We start from the raw sequence: 19,870 nt of genomic DNA, 5'->3' as shown, positions 1-19,870 counted from the left end.
GAAACCGTGACGGATGAGGAATTGACTATGATTGAAAACCGATTGAATCACCGCCCCAGAAAGCGACTAGGATTCAAGACACCTCACGAGGTATTCCATGCCTCGTTAAAGCGTGTTGCACTTCGTCCTTGAATCCGCCGGATAAATAAAACCAGGTTGCGCGATTAACGAACGACGATGTGCGACCATAGCTCCCATCTCGGGTTTCCCCTGCACACACGATGAACACACTTTCGACGCAAGTCACGGGCATGGACAAGAAAGACTGGATCGCTGGTCTGGACAAAGGCCTTGGCCAAGTTTGGATTAATGACGCAATAACGTATGTACCGGTGGCTACATGAGACAACAGAAAAGAAAAAGGGTCTACAAGAAAACCTTGCAAACCCATGAATCTATTGGGGTGGCTGATGGGGCTCGAACCCACGACAACAGGAATCACAATCCTGGACTCTACCAACTGAGCTACAGCCACCGTAGAAGCCTATATTATAGCCGAGCTACTTTGATTTCCACCTTAAATTTTTCTTTTAACAGCTTGTAGTATGCCAATCCTTCTGCCGACGCCCACCATTGGGTGTATTGCTCTCGCTCACGGGCCACGCCCGAGGCGTTGGAGGCGTTGGATGCGGCATCGCGTGGCAGCACTTTTTCAATTTTCACCACCGCATAACCACTGGCACCCAAGTCCACCCCAACCCATGCTGGCAAGGTTTGTGTACTGGCACGCAACGCAGCTTCAACCAACACAGGATTTTGTGTTTGCCTGGACTCACGCGAGAGCACGACAGAGGCAGGCAACTTCACCGCATCAGGGTGCGCCTTCCACTCGGCCAATTTAGCCACGCCTTCGGCGTGGGCACGGTCAGCCGCTTGTTGTGCCACCACTTGCTCACGCACACGGGACTTGACCTCTTCCAAAGGCAAGGTTCGTGCAGGGCTGTAACGGGTGATGCGCGCTGCTGCCAACACGTTAGGCCCTAACTCAACAGCTTCTGTGTTGCGCTTTTTTTCTATCGAGTCTGGCGAAAAAACCGCCGCCAACAGCTTGGGATTGTTTGCGGCCGTGTTACCCGCCACCGCTTCGCGATTCAAGTTGCTGGCATGTTGCACCTCTAACTTCAAGCGTTCAGCGGCAGGCTTCAAGCTGTCGGATTGTTCGTAGACGATGTTGGTGAACTGCTCGGCAGCCTCCGCGAATTTACGCTGTGCCAACTGCCCGCGCACTTCCTGCTCTAGCCTAGTGCGCTGCGACTCAAAGCTCTTTTGGTCTGGCACTTTGACATCGGTCAGACGAATGATGTGAAAGCCAAACTCAGTTTCGACGATGCCACTGGTTTCGCCCTTCTTGAGTGCGAAAGCCACGTCTTCAAAAGGCTTCACCATGGCACCACGACCAAAAAAGTCGAGGTCACCCCCTTTGGTGGCAGAGCCTGTGTCTTGTGAGTTTTTACGCGCCAACTCCGAAAATTGAGCGGGCAACTTTTGTATCTCGGCTAACAACGCTTGCGCTTTCGCACGAGCGGCCTCGCGTTGTTCGGCAGAAGCCGTCCTGTCCACATTGATCAAGATGTGACTGGCACGACGCTCTTCTAAGCTGGCCAAGCGCGCTGCATTTTGTTGGTAATACGACTTGAGCTCTGTCTCAGGCACCACGATGCTTTTTTGCACAGTCGCTAAATCTAGTACCACATATTCAATGTCGGCGCGTTCAGCCGACTGGAACTTGTCTACATTGGTTTTGTAGTATGCCTCCAATGCTCCATCACTCGGTTTGATTTGGGCCACGAAGTCCGCTGGTGTAAAACGCGCGACTTGCACTTGGCGCTGTTCATAAAAAGCGTTCAGTGTCACGTCGGCCAACGCCGCAGAGCTGAAGCTGGTGCCCCCCACACTGGACATCACTTGACGTGACGCCAAGTCGCTGCGTGCTTGCATCTCAAACGACTCAGGGGACATGCCTTGCGTGGCCAATAACTGGCGATAACGCTCTATATCCAAGGTGCCATCGGCACGGCGCAAAGCGGCAATGCTGGGGTTTTGTTGCAACTCAGCGGCCAAGCGTGCATCGCTGGCACCCAAGCGCAGCTTGGTCGCAGCCGCTTGCAACAAACGGTCGCGTACCAAGCGATCCAGCGTGCTGTATTTGGCTTCGGGGGAGTCAAACAATTTCACATCCACCGCCGGCATGCTGCTGCGCATACGCTCGACTTGGCTGCGGTGCGCCGCATCCCATTCAGCTTGTGTGATGTCGTGTCCGTCTACCGCCGCAACCGTGGCTCCACCTTCGTGGAAACGGTTATAGCCCTCAAGACCAAACAAAACAAAAGACGGGAAGATCAGCAGGAACAGCAAAAACTGCATAACCCGTGTGTGCTTGCGAACAAAATCAAACATGGAGTGAACTCATCGTGATGTGTGAGAAACCAAGAAAAAAGGCGAACTGTGGTGTTCGCCTTCTTCATGGGTGGTGGGTGCTGACGGGGTCGAACCGCCGACCTACTGCGTGTAAGGCAGCCGCTCTGCCAACTGAGCTAAGCACCCATCCTTAACCGTGGATCAGTTCAAGGCGTCTTTCAGGCCTTTGCCTGGACGGAACTTAGGCACCTTAGCGGCCTTGATCTTGATGGCTTCGCCAGTGCGCGGATTACGACCTGTGCGAGCAGCACGTTTGCCAACGGCAAAAGTACCAAAACCCACCAAGGAAACCGTACCGCCTTTTTTCAACGTGGTCTTCACCGCGCCTATGGTGGATTCAAGTGCGCGGGTAGCAGCTGCCTTTGAAATGTCAGCGTGCTTCGCAATGTGCTCAATCAGTTCAGTTTTATTCACAAAAATTCCCTCTCAATGAGATGTGATGTTGATCAATGGATAGGGCAAGTTTGACTGACCCTACTCTATGTAACGCTGTTGCGGGTATGTCGCCCTATGTCCAATGTTTCTATGAAAGAAACACACTGCGTTTTACAGCGCGAAACAAATTCTAGTCGTTTTTTAAGGCGGAAATTTACAACGCATTCGCAATTGCTAGACCAACGTCAGAAGTATTCGCGTTACCCCTAATGTCGGGCGTTTTTGGTGCGCCGCTGTGAGGATCCAACACTTTTTCAATTGCGGCCAGCACCGCATCGTGTGCATCCTTGTGTCCCAAGAACTCCAGCATCATGGCACCGCACCAAATTTGGCCAATCGGGTTGGCAATGCCTTGACCTGCAATGTCTGGCGCAGAGCCATGCACAGGTTCAAACAAGGATGGGAAATGACGGTCTGGGTTCAAGTTAGCGCTCGGTGCAATACCAATCGTGCCAGTGCATGCGGGCCCCAAGTCGCTCAAGATATCGCCAAACAAATTGCTAGCCACCACCACATCAAAGAAGTCGGGGCGCTGCACAAAGTGCGCCGTCAAGATGTCGATGTGGAACTTGTCCACTTGGATTTCTGGATAGTGCTTGGCCATTTCAACCACGCGCTCATCCCAATACGGCATGGTGATGGCAATACCATTGGACTTGGTTGCACTGGTCAAATGTTTTTTCGGACGGGTCTGCGCCAACTCAAACGCAAACTTCAACACGCGATCCACGCCGATGCGTGACATCACCGTTTCTTGCATCACGATTTCACGGTCTGTGCCTTGAAACATACGCCCACCGATGCTGGAGTATTCACCCTCGGTGTTCTCGCGCACGATGTACATATCGATCTCACCCGGCTGGCGTGGCGTGCCATCGCGGCGCACCACAGGCGCGATGATGCCGGGCATCAAACGTGCGGGACGCAAATTGATGTACTGGTCAAACTCGCGCCTGAACATCAGCAACGAGCCCCACAGCGAAATATGGTCTGGGATTTTGTCGGGCCAACCCACCGCACCAAAGTAGATGGCATCGTGGCCGCCGATTTGGTCTTTCCAATCATCGGGCAGCATCTTGCCGTGCTTCTCGAAATAGTCCCAGCTCGAAAAATCGAAATGGTCAAACTTCAAATCAATGCCAAATTTGCGTGCAGCCGCATCCATGACACGGATGCCCTCAGGCATCACCTCTTTGCCAATGCCATCACCTGCGATCACTGCAATGCGTTTTTGACTCATCTTCAACCTTTAAAAATCAAGTCGAGATTCTAGAAGGCCGCACCACCAAGCTCACCCCGATCGCCGTCACAGCAATGCCTGCCAGTGTCACCAAGGTGATGGGTTCATTGAACAATACCCATGCCATCACCGCCGTTGTGGGTGGCACCAAATACATCAGGCTGGTCACAGCAGCCGCTGCACCACGCTGAATCAAGATGTAAAACAAAGAGCTGCCGCCCAAGGTCAACGCCAACACGGACCACACCAGCGCCCATGTCATCTCAGCGTTCCACAGCGCAGGCTCTGTCTCCATCAAGGCCAGTGGCAAGGTCACCAAGTACGCTGCCATCAACTGCACCGCATTGGCACTGCGGACATCACAGGTTTGCACAAATCGTTTTTGATACAAGGTTCCTGTGGTGATCGACGCCAAGGCCATGACGATCATGGTCAAACTCCAAGGCGTTACCTCAATCCCACCCTCGAGCTTGCGCGACACCACCATCGCCAAACCCACAAAGCCCAAAGCCAAACCCTGCCACTGACGGCGTGACACATGGCCACCACGCGCCGACAACCAAATGGCCGTGAGTACCGGCTGCAAACCCACGATCAAAGCAGTCAGGCCAGCACCCATGCCGACCTTGACGGCAGCCCACACACCACCCAAGTACCCCGCGTGCATTAGCACACCCGTGACCGCCAAATGTCCCCACTGCGCCCTGCCCTGCGGCCACGGCACATGCGACCATTTGACCCACAACACAAAACACAAAATAGAAAAAATATAACGCCACAACAAGAAGGTAAAGGGTGGCGAGTTGGGCATGCCGTAGCGCGCCACGATGAAGCCTGTGCTCCAGATCAACACAAACACCATGGGCATGGCACGCAGCCATGCTTGGTGGCGTGGGCTAGTCATCACTTGGCGTGGTCCACGATATCAGGCCACGCTTTTTGCAAGTAGTACACCATCGACCACACCGTCAACACACCGGCCCCCCAAATCAACACCGTGCCCCACAAAGCTGTGTCAATCACACCCAACAACTGACCGTCAAACAACAAGAAAGGAATCGCCACCATTTGCACCGTGGTCTTGAGCTTGCCCAACACATGCACAGCCACACTGCGCGACGCACCGATTTGCGCCATCCACTCGCGCAAAGCCGAGATCGCAATCTCACGACCAATGATGATCAGCGCCACCAACACATCCGCCCGACCCAAGTGAACCAAGATCAACAGCGAAGCACACACCAAAAACTTATCGGCCACCGGATCTAAAAAAGCGCCAAAAGCCGACGACTGATTGAGCTTGCGTGCCAAATACCCATCCAGCCAATCCGTCAAAGCAAACACCACAAACATCACGGTCGCCCACAGGTTGCGTTCAGCAACTTCGATCGGCAAATAAAACAAACCCACGATGAGTGGGATGGCTGCGATACGCGCCAAAGTCATGAGCGTTGGAATGGTCCACATAAATAATGGTTACTCGTAAATGATTTGAGATTGCCCTTCATGGGCCTGAGCCATCCAACGGGCCAACGCAGCATCGCTAGGAAAGAACTTCGCCTTGTCGCCCAACTGCACTTCGGCGGTGGCCCCCTCGCGCAACACTTTGAATCGCACGCCCATGCCACGCACCAACTCGCCCTGCTCTGACTGCTCAATTTTTGCGGGGTAATCGCGTAACAACCTTGTAAGGTCTGGCGTTGTGCCATTGACCGTCACGCACAGGTACTTACCAAAGCGGCAACGCGCCTGCTCCAAACTCCACACTTGGTTCACCGAGAAACGCAAGCCACCCGAAAAACGGTCAGGCTGCGCCTTGCCCATGAGGATGACCAACTCATCGTCTTTCAGCGTGTTGCGGTAGGTGTTGAGGGTGGCCTCATCGGCGGTCGCTTCCATCACAGCGGTCTTGTCATCGAGCTTGAAGATGGCCAGCTTGCCACGCTGCCCGTTGATCACACGCATGTCACTCACAATTCCGGCCAACAGCTGCGGCTCACGCGAATCCATCAAGTCTTCAATGCGTGTACGGGCAAAGCGGCGCACCTCGCGCTCCACCTCGTCAAACAAATGGCCGGACAAATAAAACCCTAAGGCCACCTTCTCGTGTGTGAGGCGCTCTTTCACTCCCCACGGCATGACCTCGACATAGTCCGGCTCTTGCGTGCTGGAGCCATGGGCATCCTCACCCATCATGTCAAACAAACCGCCTTGATTGGCGTTGGTCTCACTCGCAGACGCGAAATCAAACGCTCGCTCCACACTGGCCAACAGCTCGGCGCGGTTGAGGTGCAAGTTATCAAACGCACCCGCCTTGATCAGTGCCTCCACCGTGCGCTTGTTCAAGCGACTGCGGTCCACGCGACGACAAAAATCAAACAAACTGGTGAACGGACCGCCTTCTTCACGGGCCGCCACGATGGCCTCAATCGCTTGCTGGCCCGAGCCCTTGATCGCACCCAAACCGTAGCGAATCACCTTGTCTGAAATAGGTTCAAACCGGTGACGGCCACGGTTCACATCCGGGGCCTCAAACGTCAAGCCCATCTTGTGCGCATCTTCAAACAAGACCTTGAGCTTGTCCGTGTCATCCATCTCCACCGTCATGTTGGCGCAGAAGAACTCAGCCGTGTAATGCACCTTCAACCAGCCCGTGTGATAGGCCAGCAGCGAATAAGCCGCCGCGTGCGACTTGTTAAAGCCATAGCCTGCGAACTTCTCCATCAAGTCAAAGATCTCATCCGCTTTGTCTTGGGTGATGTTGTTCTTGGCCGCCCCTACACGGAAGATCTCGCGGTGCTCCGCCATCTCCTCAGGCTTTTTCTTACCCATCGCACGGCGCAACATGTCCGCGCCACCCAGCGAGTAGCCGCCCAGAATCTGCGCCGTCTGCATCACCTGCTCTTGGTACACCATGATGCCGTAGGTCTCCGACAACATCTCGGCCACCATGGGGTGCGGATACTCAATCGTTTCGCGACCGTGCTTACGCGCCACAAAGCTTGGAATCAAGTCCATGGGACCTGGACGGTACAAGGCGTTCAACGCAATCAAGTCTTCCAAGCGCGTAGGCCGCGCATCGCGCAACATGCCCTGCATGCCGCGACTTTCAAACTGGAACACCGCCTCTGTTTTGCCATCTTGGAACAATTGGTAGGTGCGCGCATCGTCGAGTGGAATATTCTCGAAAGAGAAATTCTCTTGCCCCTGGTGACGCTGGATGATGAAGTCGCGGGCAATCTCCAAAATCGTCAGCGTGGCCAGGCCCAAGAAGTCAAACTTCACCAAGCCTGCGGCTTCCACATCATCTTTGTCAAACTGGCTCACCGCCGACTCGCTGCCCGGCTGTTGGTACAAGGGGCAAAAATCGGTCAACTTGCCCGGCGCAATCAGCACCCCACCCGCGTGCATGCCGATGTTGCGCGTCATGCCTTCGAGCTTTTGCGCCAGCTCCAGCAGCATCTTGACCTCATCCTCTTTGGCCAATCGGTCAGCCAAGATCGGCTCGGCCTCAATCGCACCCGCAATGGTGATGTGCTGGCCGGGCTTATTCGGGATGAGCTTGCTGATGCCATCGCAAAAGGTGTAGCTCATGTCCAGCACGCGGCCCACATCGCGAATCGCCGCACGCGCGGCCATCGTGCCAAACGTGGCGATTTGCGACACCGCATCGCGTCCGTACTTGTCCTTTACATAGTCAATCACGCGGTCGCGGTTGGTCTGGCAAAAGTCAATGTCAAAGTCGGGCATGGACACCCGCTCTGGATTCAAAAATCGCTCAAACAGCAAGTTGTATTGCAGCGGGTCTAGGTCGGTGATCTTCAAGGCATACGCCACCAACGACCCTGCACCCGAACCACGGCCAGGCCCCACAGGACAACCATTGGCCTTGGCCCACTGAATGAAGTCACCCACGATCAAGAAGTAGCCAGGAAACCCCATCTTCAAAATCGTGTTCAGCTCAAACTCCAAACGCTCTACATAGCGTGGACGCTCTTGCTCTCGCTTGGCCTCGACAGGGTACAAATGCTGCAAGCGCGCCTCTAAGCCCTCGTGCGACACGTGTCGAAAGTAATCCTCGACTGACATCACCACACCATTCACAGGTGGAATCGGGAAGTTGGGCAACTGCGGCTTGCCCAACACCAAGGTCAGGTTGCAACGCTTGGCAATCTCTGCCGTGTTGGCAATCGCGCTGGGCACATCGGCAAACAAAGCGCACATCTGGGCAGACGATTTGAAATACTGCTCACGCGTGAACTTACGCACACGCCGCTGGTTGCCCAAAATCTCGCCCTCGGAAATACACACACGCGCCTCATGCGCCTCGTAATCATCGGGGAGCGTGAACTGCACAGGATGCGTGGCCACCACAGGCAAATTCAAACGCGCGGCCAATTGCACCGCCGCACCCACATGGGTCTCATCATCGGCACGGCCTGCACGCTGCAACTCGATATAAAACCGATGCGGAAAGATGCCGGCCAACAGCAACGCCACCTCTCCTGCGCGCGTGGTATCGCCCTGCACCAAGGCTTGTCCCAATGCACCTGCTTGTGCGCCTGACAAAGCGATCAGTCCTTGCGACAACTCCTTGAGCCATGCCAGCTTCATCACACCCACGGCCTTGTGCACGTTTTGTGTCCAGCCTCGGCTGATCAACTCGCACAAGTTCAGATAACCCTGATGGTTTTGTACCAACAAAATCATGCGCGACGTCTGCGCTGCATCCTGCGTCAGACTCTCTAAATAAACCTCTGCCCCAATGACGGGCTTGACGCCCTTGCCACGTGTTTCTTTGTAAAACTTGATTGCGCCGTACAGATTGTTGATATCTGTGATCGCCAGCGCAGGCTGCTGGTCGGTAGCGGCGGCTTTCACCACCTCGTCGAGGCGGTTGGTCCCGTCAACGACAGAAAACTCAGAGTGAAGGCGCAGATGAACAAACATGGATCGGATTGTAGGGACACGCCGTTACATAGAATCCTCGTGTGAACCAAATCCTGAATATTTCTTGCTACAAATTCGTCGCCCTGCCCGACGCCCAAGACTTGCGCCAACCCTGCTTGGACCACGCCTTGGCGCGCCAGCTCAAAGGCACCATCCTGATCGCAGAAGAAGGCATTAACTTCTTCTTGGCAGGTCACGCCGAGGAGGTGTGCGGTTTTGTGGATTGGCTGCGCCTTGATGCGCGTTTTGCCGACCTCACCCCCAAAGAAAGCTGGTCTGCCACGCAGCCATTTCGCAAGATGCTGGTGAAGGTGAAGAACGAAATCATCCGCATGAACCACCCCAGCATTCGCCCAGCACAAGGCCGCGCACCTGCGGTCACTCCTGCGACAGCCCGCCGTTGGCTAGACCAAGGCCACGATGACGAAGGCCGCCCCGTCGTCACCCTCGACACACGCAACCAATTCGAAGTCGACGCCGGCACCTTCCACAACACCATCCACTGGGGCATCACCAAATTCACCGAGTTTCCAGAGGCGGTGCAAGCCCATTTGACAGAGCTACAAGACAAAACCGTCATCAGCTTTTGCACCGGTGGCATTCGCTGCGAGAAAGCCGCTATTTACATGCGCAATGCGGGCCTGCCCCATGTCTACCAGCTCGAAGGCGGCATCCTCAAGTACTTTGAAGAAGTGGGCAACGCCCATTACGAAGGCGGCTGCTTTGTGTTTGACGAGCGCCGTGCCGTCGGCGCTGACCTGAGTGCTACGGGTCTTACGCCCGAAGGCGCCTTCCCCCTCACTCCTGCAACAGCGCCAACACCTCAGACTTGAACTCGCGGGTATACAAAATACCCGCCACCAGCATCGTCGCCAGCACAAACATCGTGGGCGAAAAAAACCAGCCCAACGCGGCGAACGAAAAATAATAAGCACGCAAACCACCATTGAACGTCTCGGCAGCAAGGCCCGTCATCGCTGCGGCGCGGTCGGCATAGTGTTGGCGGTCTGACACACCACCACCTTCAAAGCTTTGTGCAGGCGGCATCGCCCCAATCAACAAAGCCACAAACGTGTATTGACGCATCGACCATGAGAAGCGAAAAAACGAATACACAAAAATCACCACCAACACCAAGATCTTGAACTCAAACACCAGCATCGGTGTTTGCTCGGCAAACGGAATCTCGCGCACCAACTCGGCGGCCTTGTCTGTCGTTCCCAACAAAGCAAACAGCCCACCCAAAATCAAAATCGTGGTGGAGCAAAAAAATGCAGGTGTCGCCGACAAGGTTTGCGTGATGATGCCGTCCAACATACGCGGGTCACGCGCCGTGGTCTGCAACATCCACAGATGACGGTAACGGTTGGTCATCGCCAAAATGGAATCCTGGCCATCGCTCCAGTACTTGGCGAACAAGGTGTAGACCACCCACACCAAAATAAAAAATCCGAGTGCGAACCAATCGGCCCAAGGCAATAGTTGAATGATTTTCATGGCGCAATGCTAACCAAAGTAAAAAGGGCAGCTCTCACGAACTGCCCTTGGTGCCATCTGCCGCTTTGCGCTTGCAGCAGATGTTCGGTGCTTACCCGCGCAACTTCGCTGCCACAGTCGCCACGCGCTCGCCATAGGCTTTGGCCGTGTCCAAGTCACCCTGAGGAATATCAGCCGCGGGGCTGGTGGGGCCGACTTGGGCCATTACACCAGAGTTAGAACCCATGCGGTTGATGGTGCCATCGTTCTTGGCGGGCTGGCCAACCCAGACCATGCCTTGTTGCATGGCCAGGGTGATGAAGTATTGGATGGTCGACAGCTTGTCGCCACTGGGGCTGGCCGAGATGGTGAAGCCGCCGGCCACTTTGTCTTTCCAAGCGCTGACGAACCACTGCTTAGAAGTGGCGTCGGCAAATTTCTTGAACTGCCATGAGGCCATGCCCATGTAGGTGGGTGAGCCAAAGATGATGGCGTCCGCGGCGTTGACGGTTTCCCATTCGGCATCGGTGATGTTACCGTCGGCATCGATGGCGATGACGGTGGCTTTGGCGCCTTCGGCGACAAATTGGGCTACGCGTTGTGTGTGGCCGTAGCCTGAGTGGTAAATGACGACAGTTTTAGTCATGGTGTGTTCCTAGTGAAGGTTGAGAAGTGAATCCAGCGAAGAAGGCTTGAATTATTGAGCTTCTTTGAGTGCAGCCAGTATGAAGCGTCCAATGAGATTGATTGCGTTGTTCATAAGTGTTTTCCTTTAGGTTGATGAAATAAAAAATCAGGGCGCCAAGTCAAACACCAGCACTTCGGCATCTACGCCTTGGCTGAGGTGAATGCTCGGCTCGTTGTCTAACAATGCGGCGTCGCCCGTGGACAGCGCGATGCCATTGACCTGCAAAGCGCCGCGAATCAAATGCACATAGGCTTTGCGGCCAGGTGCAATCGTCAAGGCAACGCTTTCGTCGCCATCAAACAAGCCCGCGTACAGGGCCGCATCGGCGTGAATCTTGACCACCCCACCCTCTTGCGCAGCAATACAACTGAGTGCGCCACGCTTGGACGCAGGCGGCACTTGCTTTTGCTCATAGCTGGGCGGGATGCCACGCACATTCGGCTCAATCCAAATTTGCAAGAGATGGGTGGTTTCTTCAGGCGCATGGTTGAACTCGCTGTGCATCACGCCACTGCCTGCGCTCATGCGCTGCACATCGCCAGGCGGGATGCCTTTGACATTGCCCATGCTGTCTTGGTGGGCCAAGTTGCCGCTCAAGACGTAGCTGATGATCTCCATGTCGCGGTGGACATGTGTGCCAAAGCCTTTGCCTGCGGCAATGTAGTCGTCGTTGATGACGCGCAAATTACCCCAACCCATGAACTCGGGGTCGTAGTAATTGGCGAACGAGAAACTGTGAAACGACTTGAGCCAGCCGTGGTCGGCGTAGCCTCTGTCTTGTGATTTGCGAAGGGTCAGCATCGCGATCTCTCCTTTGTGCTGTTGATTGAACTTTAGGCCCCCACGCCGCTTTTGCCATACATGACATTTGATGGCATCATTCAAATTATTTGAACGACCAAAGACTTTGGCATGCCCTCTCCTCGTGATGTGTTAACCCCCGATTCGCTCTCCATGCTCCATGCGATCGAAAAAGCAGGCAGCTTTGCCGCCGCTGCACGTGTGCTGGGTCTGGTGCCCAGCGCCCTGACCTACCGCGTGCGCCAAATCGAAGATGCGCTGGATGTGCTGCTGTTTGACCGCAGCTCGCGGCGAGCCTTGCTCACCGCCGCGGGCCATGAGTTGCTGCGCGAGGGCGAGCGCTTGTTGGCCGACATGGACGCCATCGCCAACCGCGTCAAACGCGTGGCCACGGGTTGGGAGAGCCAGTTCACCATTGCGGTGGACGGCATCATCGACCGCACCACCGTGATGGAGTTATGCGAAGCCTTCATGGCCTTGAACGCCCCAACGCGCCTGAAACTGCGCGACGAGACACTGACGGGCACGTTAGAGGCGCTGACCAGCGGCCAAGCCGATTTGGCATTGGGCATCGCAGGCACACTGGGTGGCAGCGGCACCTCTGCGGGCATCCACAGCCATATTCTCGGGGCTATGCAGTTTGTGTTTGCCATCGCGCCACATCACCCGCTAGCCCACGCACCCGAACCGTTGACGGATGCCCTGATCGGCCAACACCGCGTGGTGGCCGTGGCCGACTCGGTGCAACGCGGCACAGGCGTGAGCATTGGTTTACTGCCTGGGCAAGACGTGTTCACCGTCTCCACCATGCACAGCAAAATTCAAGCGCAAGTGCGCGGCCTGGGGGTGGGCTTTGTGCCAGAGCTGATGGCCAAACCCTTGATCGACCAAGGTGTGTTGGTGGTGCGCGAGGTCGAGCGCCTCCAACGCGTGGCGCAACTCAGCTACGCCTGGCGCATTCCCGATGGCAGCGAGGGCGAGCGCGGTGGCCGCGCTTTGCAGTGGTGGCTCAAGCAACTCAAGAGCACAGCCACACGCTCCGCCCTCTTGGTGAACCCGCGCCAACATCAACCACGCGAAGCCTCCCTCAGAAGGTGTAGAGTGCAGCCATGACTTTAAACATCGCCATCATCGGAGCCGGCATTGCCGGCATCACCGCCGCCCGCACGTTGGCCCAAGCAGGCCACCATGTACAGGTATTTGAAAAGAGCCGTCAAGCAGGTGGGCGCATGTCCACCCGTGACACCAACTTCGGCACGTTTGACCACGGCACCCAATACTTCACCGTGCGCGACCAGCGCTTCTCACTGGCCCTGCAAACCGTGCCTGGCACCGCCGACATTTGCCGCCCCTGGAGCGCCAACGCCGTGCGCGTACTCGACCCGCTGGGCCATGTGTTTGAAGCCGCCCGCACCACCAAAGACGCACACTTCGTCGCCAAGCCTGGCATGAACGCCTTGGTGCGCCACTGGGCACAGCCCCTCGGCAAGGCCGTGACCTACAACACACAGGTCAACCGCCTTGAGCATGGTGCCAAAGGTTTGTGGACCATTCACGCCGTCAACAGCACCTCTGGCAAAGAAGTGGCACAAAAGCACACGGGCTTTGACCATGTGCTGCTCGCCCTCCCTTTGGTACAAGCCGAGAACTTGCTCCAAGCCTCTGGCAAAGAAGGCGCAAACGCCCCTTGGCTCAAAGCCATGGACGCAGTGGACGTTGCCCCATGCTGGACCTTGATGCTCGCCTTCCCCAACGCCACGCAACCCAATTTGCACATTGGCCCGCAGTGGAACGCCGCGCGCAGCATCCACCACCGCATTGCGTGGTTGGCGCGTGAGTCGTCCAAACCGGGGCGTGGCAAGGTCGAGCGCTGGACGGTGCAAGCCAGCGCCGCATGGTCGACCGAACACATCACCGACACCCAAGCACGCGTCAAAGCCAAACTCTTGCGTGCGTTTGCCGAGCTCACAGGTATCCGCGCAGAGCCTGCCCACGCCGAAGTCCACCGCTGGCTGTACGCCAAAACCATCACGCCGCTGGGCGTGTCGCACCAGTACAACCCAGCCAACGGCTTGGGCACCTGCGGCGACTGGCATCTAGGCCCCCGCGTGGAAGACGCATTTGTCTCTGGCCTTGAACTCGCTCTGGCTGTTTGCCAATCCGCCAAACGTTTGTAAAACGGTTCACGTACGGGTGACGTGCGTGAAGTTCTTGTGCCCTATATCGGTCGATTTGCACCCTCCCCCACGGGCCCGCTTCATGCGGGCTCGCTCGTTGCAGCCCTCGCCAGTTGGCTAGACGCCCGCGCCCACGGCGGCCAGTGGCTGGTGCGCATCGAAGACGTGGACACGCCGCGCTGCATCCCAGGCGCAGACCAAGGCATCCTGCAACAACTCGCCACCTGCGGCCTCGTACCCGATGCACCCGTCATGTGGCAATCTCACCGTGGTGAGGCTTACCAAGCTGCGTTGGATGAGCTGATCGCCAAAGACTGGGCCTACCCCTGCGGCTGCTCACGCAAAGACATTGAATATGCACACGCCTTGATGGGTCACACCCGTGAACGCCACCAAGCCGCCGTCTACCCTGGCACCTGCCGCGACGGCCTACATGGAAAAACCGCCCGCGCCTGGCGTTTGAATGTGCAACGCGTCATCGACGATTTGAAACTGGCTACGCCGTTGGTATGGCATGACCGTGTGGTTGGGATTCAGCAACAAGACGTTGCGAGAGAAGTGGGCGACTTCGTGCTACGCCGCGCCGACGGTCTGTGGGCTTATCAACTCGCCGTGGTCGTGGATGACGCAGCACATGGCATCACCCACGTTGTGCGCGGTGCGGATATGACCGACAACACGGCACGACAAATCGTGCTGCAACACGCGCTGGGCTTACCCACACGCAGCTACCTGCACACGCCGCTGGTGCTGGGTGGGAACAGGGAGAAGCTGAGTAAACAAAATGGAGCTGAGGCTTTAGAACTCTCAAATCCTTTGGCCGCACTGAACAGCGCAGTCGCCCATTTAAATTTGCCTCCAAAAAGTGGCTCGATCTCCGAAGCGTTGGCGCAGTGGGTCAAGCTTTATGAAAAGTCGAAGTAAATACCCGCCAAGCGTTTTGTGTGCGTATCAGTTGGTAGGACTGTCGCCACTGACGAATCAGCGCTCCATGCTCTGACAGCATCACTCAATCAAATGAGACGATTCGGCTGTCTTGTCCTAACGCCAGCATCTCGAAATCTTTCATCTCAAACCACGCATAACCCTCTGATCGCCAAGCGTTGAAAACAGGCCGATACAAATGCTCGCCCTCTGCATGTGACGGAATAGCCATCACAGAACCATCGACCCGGACACTCATGACAGGCTCATGAAACAAGGCAGCAAAACTTACTCAGTTTTACTGATCGAATTCGAACTAATAGCGCTTCAAAGGAATCGACTGTCTATTTTTGTGGCTAGGTTCAGCCACCGTACTCACAAATTAAAAATGCGTAAAAAGCAAGCGCCAAGCGGCGCTTGCTCACTCCCAAACGCATCACGCGTTCAATTGCAACTCCAACTCGTGCAGCACCTTATAGCAAGGCAACACTTGCGCCACGCTTGAGTTGGGTTCACGCCCTTCTTGGATGGCAGCAAAGAACTCACGGTCTTGCAACTCAATGCCGTTCATAGACACCGCGACTTTGGACACGTCGATTTGTTCTTCTTTGCCAGTGTACAAGTCGTCGTAACGGGCAAGGTAAGTGCCAGTGTCGCCGATGTAGCGGAAGTAGGTTCCCAAGGGGCCGTCGTTGTTGAAGCTCAGCGACAGCGTGCAGATCGCACCATTGGCGGCCTTGAGCTGGATGCTCATGTCCATCGCGATGCCCAGTTTGGGATGGATAGGCCCTTGCACCGCATTGGCTTTGATGATGGGGCTGCCTGCTTGGTAAGCAAACAAGTCCACGGTGTGCGCCGCGTGGTGCCACAGCAAGTGGTCGGTCCAGCTACGGGCTTGGCCCAGCGCGTTCATGTTGGTGCGGCGGAAGAAGTAGGTTTGCACATCCATTTGTTGGATATTGAATTCACCTGCTTTGATTTTGTTGTGTACCCACTGGTGGCTGGGGTTGAAGCGGCGGGTGTGACCACACATCGCCACCAAGCCTTTTTCTTGGGCGACGCGCATCACTTCGTCGGCGTCTTTCCAGCTGTCCGCCAAGGGGATCTCCACTTGCACGTGTTTGCCAGCTTTCAAACAAGCCAAGCTTTGTGCCGCGTGCATTTGCGTAGGCGTACACAAAATGACGGCATCGAGTTCAGGCAAGGCCAAGCTGTCGGCCAAGTCGGTGGTGACGTGCTGGATGCCGTACTTATTGGCGACTTCGCGGGTTTTTTCTAAATCGCGGCTGATCAATGAGACGACTTCTACGCCGTCAATGTTTTTGATGCCGTCCAAGTGCTTGATGCCAAAGGCACCCGCGCCAGCCAAGGCGACTTTGATGGTTTTGCTCATGTTGTTTTCCTCTTGATGGTTTATGCGTTCTCTAAGATCGCGTGGCCCACAGCCGTGTTCGATGCGGGCACGTGATAGAAGCGGTGCTTCAACGTAGGTTTGGGGCCAGTGGCTTTGCCGTCTTGGATGTCTGACATGGCACCGCGTGCGATCAGCCACATCACCAACTCGATGCCTTCGCTACCGGCTTCGCGCACGTAGTCGATGTGCGGCACGTGGGCGCAGGCCACGGGGTCGTTGACCATCAGGTCGAGCCAGTTGTTGTCCCACTCACGGTTGATAAGACCCGCACGTGCGCCCTGCAATTGGTGGCTCATACCGCCTGTGCCCCAGATGTGCACGTTGATGTCTTCGTCGTAGCTCTCCACCGCCTTGCGAATGGCTTGGCCGAGGTTGAAGCAGCGTTGACCGCTGGGCACAGGGTATTGCACCACGTTGACGGCGAACGGAATGACGGGGCAAGGCCACGCGCCCTTGACGGGGTCTTGTGCGCCGCACATTAACGACAGGGGCACCGTCAAGCCGTGGTCCACATCCATCTTGTTGACGATGGTCAAGTCAAAGTCTTGTTGGATGACGGACTGTGCAATGTGCGAGGCGAGTTCAGGATGTCCTTTGACCACAGGCACAGGACGTGCGCCGTAGCCTTCATCCGCTGGTGTGTATTGGGCGGCAGTGCCAATGGCAAAGGTGGGGATAATGTCGGAGCTGAAGGCGGTGGCATGGTCGTTGAAGACCAAGAAGATGACGTCTGGTTTGTTGTCTTTCATCCATTGCTTGGACAAGTCGTAGCCCGCGAACACAGGTTTCCAATAGTCTTCTTGGGTTTTGCCCAGGTCCAAGGCCGCACCAATGGCGGGGACGTGCGAGGTGTAAATGGAGGCGGTAATTTTGGCCATGGTTATGCTTTCTTTGCGGCTTCGCGCGCTTGTTGACCTGCTGCGCCTTGCGGTTGGTTGTGTGCTTGGGCATCGCCGTTTTCGCCAATCACGCGATTGCCTTCAGCCGAGCGGCCGCCATGGATCATCATGTTACGGTATTCCTCTTCGGTCATGCCAGTCATGGAGCCTGCCATTTGCTGGAAGCTCAACCCATCGGTTGCGCCGATTTTGGCGAGGAAATAAATGTTGCCGCCAGTGCGCATGCACCAGTTCAAGTCACGCGCTACCACGGCCTGTTTTTGCTCTTCGGTCATGGCCCACTCGTCGAGGTAGGCGCGCTCGTTAGCTTTGAATCGCGTACGATTTTCCGCCTTCATGAGTGACATGCAGAACTGGTTGAGCCAGTAGCCTTTGCGGGATTGTTCGGCATCAAAAATGATGGTGCCGGGAACGTCTTTGTAGGGTTTGTCGAGTGCCATTTATGCTTTCTGTAGAGCCGCCTCAAAAGCGACATATGCCCTCTCGGGGGTAGCGAATACACGCAGTGATATGCGAGGGGGCATTTACTTCTCCTCAGGCCAATAAAGGCGCATCGGGTTGTCGACCAAGAGTTTCTTTTGCAGCTCTGGTGTGGTCGCGATGTGCGGAATAAAGTCCACCAGCAAGCCGTCATCGGGCATGTGGTCTTTCAGGTTGGGGTGCGGCCAATCGGTGCCCCACAACACACGGTCGGGGAACTCTTCCACGATGCGCTTGGCAAAGGGAATCACATCTTGGTAAGCGCCTAATTCCAAATCTTTTTCGCCGTTCAAGGCCTTGGGGCCAGAGACCGACAAGCGCTCCGGGCAAGTCACTTTGCTCCACACGTTTTTGTGTTCGCTCATGAATTTCACGAACAACTCAAACTCGGGGCCGTCCACAGGCTTGGTCACATCGGGGCGGCCCATGTGGTCAACCACCACGTTGGTGGGCAAAACCGTGAAGAAGTCCCACAACTCGGGCAGGTCCACCGCTTCAAAGTAAATCACCACATGCCAACCCCACAGCTGGATGCGCTTGGCGATTTCAAGCAATTCATCCTTGGGGGTGAAGTCCACCAAACGCTTCACAAAGTTAAAGCGCACACCACGCACGCCCGCGTCGTGCATGGCCTGAATTTCTTCGTCCGTCACGCTGCGCTTGACGGTGGCGACACCACGCGCTTTGCCGCCAGAGCTGACGAGCGCATCGACCATGGCGCGGTTGTCAGCGCCGTGACAGGTAGCTTGGACTACCACATTGCGGGCAAAACCGAGGTGATCGCGCAGGGCATACAACTGCGCTTTGGATGCGTCACACGGTGTGTACTTGCGCTCAGGTGCGTAAGGGAACTCGTGGCCAGGGCCAAAGACGTGGCAATGGACATCGACGGCGCCTGCGGGCAATTTGAATTGGGGTTTGCTGGGGCCGCTGTACCACGCCATCCAGCCAGGAGTTTTCTGAAATTCCATCTCGTTCCTCTTGGTTTTTAATCAGGTTGAATGTGGGCTTCGCGCACCAGCTTGGCGTAACGCTGGCGTTCGGCGCGCAGCAGGTTGGCAAACATCTCGGCACTGCCCGGCACCACTTCGCCGCCCACAGCGTTCATGCGATCGCGCACTTCTTGGGTTTGCAAAGCTTTTTGGACTTCGGCGTGAAGCTTGTTCACAATGGGTTTGGGGGTGGCCGCAGGTGCGACCAAGCCATACCAGACCGAGGCTTCGAAACCAGAAAAGCCCGACTCGGCGATGGTCGGCGCCTCCGAAAAGATAGCGCTGCGATTGGGACTGAGTACCGCCAACACTTTGAGCTTGCCGCTCTTGGCATGTGGCAACACTTCCAAGGCATTCACCGCCACCAGTGGCAGCTGCCCCCCAATGACATCGGTGATAGCTGGCGAACCACCACGGTAAGGGATGTGCTGCAAGTCAATGCCCGCTGCGCGTGCAAACAACTCAATCGCTAGGTGTGGCGTGGAGCCGTTGCCCGGCGAGCCAAATGCAATGCTGTTGGGCTTGCCTTTGGCTGCCTCGATCAATTGTTTGATGTTGGTGTAGGGCGCTGCGGCGTTGGCCGCGATGACGACAGGCACACGACCAATGAGGGACACAGCCACCAAATCACGCTCCACATCAAAGGGCGCGGGTTGGTACAGCGACATGTTGGCGGCCAAGGCGTTGGCCGCCATCATCAAGGTGTAGCCATCGGGTTCGGCGCTGATGACCGACTTGACGGCGATGTTGGTGCCAGCGCCGGGTTTGTTGTCCACGATGACCGCTTGGCCCATGCTGCTGGACAAGCTTTGACCAATGGTGCGTGCCACCACGTCCACCGCACCACCTGCGGCATAGCCCACCACCACTTTGATGGGTTTGCTGGGATAGGCCTGCGCCACAGTTTGACAGCTCACCAAGCCCATCAGCAGCACAGCACCCACGCGCGTTGCAAAGTTCATCATGATTCCTTGGG

At 56.2% G+C, this 19,870-nt stretch carries 20 protein-coding genes and 2 tRNA genes; 5 read left to right on the top strand and 17 right to left on the bottom strand.

The window, feature by feature from the left end; all coding sequences use genetic code 11:
- Window positions 1–221: 221 nt before the first annotated feature.
- Entirely contained in the window at window positions 222–344 is a 123-nt protein-coding gene (locus RMS03_RS09565; RefSeq protein WP_310626840.1) for a hypothetical protein, read from the top strand.
- Between the two features lie 55 nt (window positions 345–399).
- On the opposite strand, the gene RMS03_RS09560 is transcribed toward RMS03_RS09565, so the two are convergent.
- From RMS03_RS09560 to dnaE, 8 genes are all read right to left on the bottom strand, one after another.
- Window positions 400–475 (bottom strand) — tRNA-His (locus tag RMS03_RS09560).
- A 14-nt stretch (window positions 476–489) separates the two neighbouring features.
- Entirely contained in the window at window positions 490–2,397 is a 1,908-nt protein-coding gene (locus RMS03_RS09555) for a SurA N-terminal domain-containing protein (RefSeq protein WP_310626839.1), read from the bottom strand.
- Between the two features lie 71 nt (window positions 2,398–2,468).
- Window positions 2,469–2,544, bottom strand: a tRNA-Val gene (locus tag RMS03_RS09550).
- 15 nt (window positions 2,545–2,559) lie between these two features.
- Window positions 2,560–2,832: an HU family DNA-binding protein gene (locus RMS03_RS09545; protein ID WP_104799252.1), complete on the bottom strand. Its 273-nt coding sequence runs from the start codon at window positions 2,830–2,832 to the stop codon at window positions 2,560–2,562.
- Window positions 2,833–3,007: 175 nt separating this feature from the next.
- Complete coding sequence (locus tag RMS03_RS09540) at window positions 3,008–4,093, bottom strand: tartrate dehydrogenase (RefSeq protein WP_310626838.1); 1,086 nt, start codon at window positions 4,091–4,093, stop codon at window positions 3,008–3,010.
- A 16-nt stretch (window positions 4,094–4,109) separates the two neighbouring features.
- Window positions 4,110–4,997, bottom strand: a complete 888-nt coding sequence (locus RMS03_RS09535; RefSeq protein ID WP_310626837.1) for an EamA family transporter — start codon at window positions 4,995–4,997, stop codon at window positions 4,110–4,112.
- The gene (gene pgsA / locus RMS03_RS09530; protein ID WP_310626836.1) at window positions 4,997–5,560 is read right to left on the bottom strand and encodes a CDP-diacylglycerol--glycerol-3-phosphate 3-phosphatidyltransferase; all 564 of its coding nucleotides are present in this window, start codon (window positions 5,558–5,560) and stop codon (window positions 4,997–4,999) included. The genes RMS03_RS09535 and pgsA overlap by 1 nt, the downstream gene beginning before the upstream one ends.
- 9 nt (window positions 5,561–5,569) lie before the next feature.
- The gene (gene dnaE, locus RMS03_RS09525; protein ID WP_310626835.1) at window positions 5,570–9,043 is read right to left on the bottom strand and encodes a DNA polymerase III subunit alpha; all 3,474 of its coding nucleotides are present in this window, start codon (window positions 9,041–9,043) and stop codon (window positions 5,570–5,572) included.
- A gap of 41 nt (window positions 9,044–9,084) precedes the next feature.
- Here dnaE and RMS03_RS09520 point away from each other — a divergent pair, with 41 nt between their 5' ends.
- Entirely contained in the window at window positions 9,085–9,876 is a 792-nt protein-coding gene (locus RMS03_RS09520; RefSeq protein ID WP_310626834.1) for a sulfurtransferase, read from the top strand.
- On the opposite strand, the gene RMS03_RS09515 is transcribed toward RMS03_RS09520, so the two are convergent.
- The 3 genes from RMS03_RS09515 to RMS03_RS09505 all read right to left on the bottom strand — a co-directional run bounded on the left by RMS03_RS09515 (window position 9,842) and on the right by RMS03_RS09505 (window position 12,008).
- Complete coding sequence (locus tag RMS03_RS09515; RefSeq protein ID WP_310626833.1) at window positions 9,842–10,540, bottom strand: DUF599 domain-containing protein; 699 nt, start codon at window positions 10,538–10,540, stop codon at window positions 9,842–9,844. The two genes, RMS03_RS09520 and RMS03_RS09515, sit on opposite strands and share 35 nt — an antisense overlap.
- A 91-nt stretch (window positions 10,541–10,631) precedes the next feature.
- Entirely contained in the window at window positions 10,632–11,165 is a 534-nt protein-coding gene (locus RMS03_RS09510) for a flavodoxin family protein (protein ID WP_310626832.1), read from the bottom strand.
- Between the two features lie 147 nt (window positions 11,166–11,312).
- Complete coding sequence (locus RMS03_RS09505; RefSeq protein WP_310626831.1) at window positions 11,313–12,008, bottom strand: pirin family protein; 696 nt, start codon at window positions 12,006–12,008, stop codon at window positions 11,313–11,315.
- 111 nt (window positions 12,009–12,119) lie between these two features.
- On the opposite strand from RMS03_RS09505, the gene RMS03_RS09500 reads away from it, so the two are divergent.
- The 3 genes from RMS03_RS09500 to gluQRS are packed head-to-tail and all read left to right on the top strand — an operon-like array spanning window position 12,120 to window position 15,109.
- Window positions 12,120–13,121 carry a LysR family transcriptional regulator gene (locus tag RMS03_RS09500; protein WP_310626830.1) on the top strand — a complete coding sequence of 334 codons (1,002 nt, stop codon included), beginning with the start codon at window positions 12,120–12,122 and terminating at the stop codon, window positions 13,119–13,121.
- Window positions 13,118–14,185, top strand: a complete 1,068-nt coding sequence (locus tag RMS03_RS09495) for an FAD-dependent oxidoreductase (RefSeq protein WP_310626829.1) — start codon at window positions 13,118–13,120, stop codon at window positions 14,183–14,185. The genes RMS03_RS09500 and RMS03_RS09495 overlap by 4 nt, the downstream gene beginning before the upstream one ends.
- Window positions 14,186–14,221: 36 nt before the next feature.
- Window positions 14,222–15,109 (top strand): tRNA glutamyl-Q(34) synthetase GluQRS, encoded by an 888-nt coding sequence (gene gluQRS, locus RMS03_RS09490; protein ID WP_310626828.1) that lies wholly within the window; start codon window positions 14,222–14,224, stop codon window positions 15,107–15,109.
- Window positions 15,110–15,194: 85 nt separating this feature from the next.
- Here the strand turns inward: gluQRS and RMS03_RS09485 are convergent, their stop codons facing one another.
- The 6 genes from RMS03_RS09485 to RMS03_RS09460 all read right to left on the bottom strand — a co-directional run bounded on the left by RMS03_RS09485 (window position 15,195) and on the right by RMS03_RS09460 (window position 19,856).
- The gene (locus RMS03_RS09485; protein WP_310626827.1) at window positions 15,195–15,368 is read right to left on the bottom strand and encodes a hypothetical protein; all 174 of its coding nucleotides are present in this window, start codon (window positions 15,366–15,368) and stop codon (window positions 15,195–15,197) included.
- 177 nt (window positions 15,369–15,545) lie between these two features.
- A complete protein-coding gene (locus tag RMS03_RS09480) occupies window positions 15,546–16,502 on the bottom strand; it encodes a Gfo/Idh/MocA family oxidoreductase (RefSeq protein WP_310626826.1) in 957 nt (318 codons plus the stop codon).
- 20 nt (window positions 16,503–16,522) lie between these two features.
- Window positions 16,523–17,401 carry a class III extradiol dioxygenase subunit beta gene (locus RMS03_RS09475; protein ID WP_310626825.1) on the bottom strand — a complete coding sequence of 293 codons (879 nt, stop codon included), beginning with the start codon at window positions 17,399–17,401 and terminating at the stop codon, window positions 16,523–16,525.
- Between the two features lie 2 nt (window positions 17,402–17,403).
- Window positions 17,404–17,862, bottom strand: a complete 459-nt coding sequence (gene ligA, locus RMS03_RS09470) for a protocatechuate 4,5-dioxygenase subunit alpha (RefSeq protein WP_310626824.1) — start codon at window positions 17,860–17,862, stop codon at window positions 17,404–17,406.
- A gap of 84 nt (window positions 17,863–17,946) precedes the next feature.
- On the bottom strand, window positions 17,947–18,873 hold the full coding sequence (locus RMS03_RS09465) for an amidohydrolase family protein (RefSeq protein ID WP_310626823.1): 927 nt from the start codon (window positions 18,871–18,873) through the stop codon (window positions 17,947–17,949).
- Between the two features lie 17 nt (window positions 18,874–18,890).
- The gene (locus tag RMS03_RS09460; protein WP_310626822.1) at window positions 18,891–19,856 is read right to left on the bottom strand and encodes a tripartite tricarboxylate transporter substrate binding protein; all 966 of its coding nucleotides are present in this window, start codon (window positions 19,854–19,856) and stop codon (window positions 18,891–18,893) included.
- Window positions 19,857–19,870 lie beyond the last annotated feature (14 nt).

It is taken from the genome of Limnohabitans sp. (assembly GCF_031538885.1).
GTDB lineage: Bacteria > Pseudomonadota > Gammaproteobacteria > Burkholderiales > Burkholderiaceae_C > Limnohabitans.
The sequence above is the reverse complement of the archived record's forward strand: the minus strand, read 5'-3'. Positions and strand labels throughout refer to the sequence as shown.